General features: G+C 62.8%; 1 protein-coding gene. It reads left to right on the forward strand.

Going from position 1 to position 872, the window contains the following annotated elements:
* On the forward strand, positions 1-872 hold an 872-nt coding region (gene traD / locus EKA13_RS27390), incomplete at both ends, for a conjugative transfer system coupling protein TraD (RefSeq protein ID WP_141685686.1).

The following is an 872-nucleotide window of genomic DNA, read 5'->3' on the forward strand; positions in this document are numbered from 1 at the left end:
CACGGCATCGAACCCGATGAGGTGGACGTCAGCCTGCCGCTGGGTGAGCGCGTCGGGCATTCGCTGGTGCTGGGCACCACGCGCGTGGGCAAGACGCGGTTGGCCGAGTTGTTTGTGACACAGGACATTCGGCGCAAGAACGCCGACGGCGAGCACGAGGTCGTCATCGTCATAGACCCCAAGGGCGATGCCGATCTTTTGAAGCGGGTGTACGTCGAGGCCAAACGCGCGGGTCGTGAGGGTGAGTTCTATGTCTTCCATTTGGGCTGGCCCGACATTTCCGCGCGCTACAACGCTGTGGGCCGCTTTGGGCGCATCAGCGAGGTGGCCACCCGTGTTGCAGGGCAGCTCTCCGGGGAAGGCAACAGCGCGGCATTTCGCGAGTTTGCGTGGCGCTTCGTCAATATCATCGCCCGCGCCCTGGTGGAACTGGGCCAGCGCCCGGACTACATGCTGATCCAGCGCCACGTCATCAACATCGACGCGCTGTTCATCGAGTACGCCCAGCACTACTTCGCCAAGACCGAGCCCAAGGCCTGGGAGGTGATCGTCCAGATCGAGGCCAAGCTCAACGAGAAGAACATCCCGCGCAACATGATTGGGCGCGAGAAGCGCGTGGTGGCGCTGGAGCAGTACCTCTCCCAGGCCCGTAACTATGACCCGGTGCTCGACGGCCTGCGCTCGGCGGTTCGCTACGACAAGACGTATTTCGACAAGATCGTCGCATCGCTGCTGCCGCTGCTGGAGAAACTCACCAGCGGGAAGATTTCCCAGCTTCTGGCGCCGAACTATTCCGACCTGGCCGACCCCCGCCCGATCTTCGATTGGATGCAGGTCATCCGAAAGCGCGCCGTCGTCTATGTGGGCCTGGA

Source organism: Pseudomonas defluvii (assembly GCF_001695625.1).
GTDB classification, from domain to species: domain Bacteria; phylum Pseudomonadota; class Gammaproteobacteria; order Pseudomonadales; family Pseudomonadaceae; genus Aquipseudomonas; species Aquipseudomonas defluvii.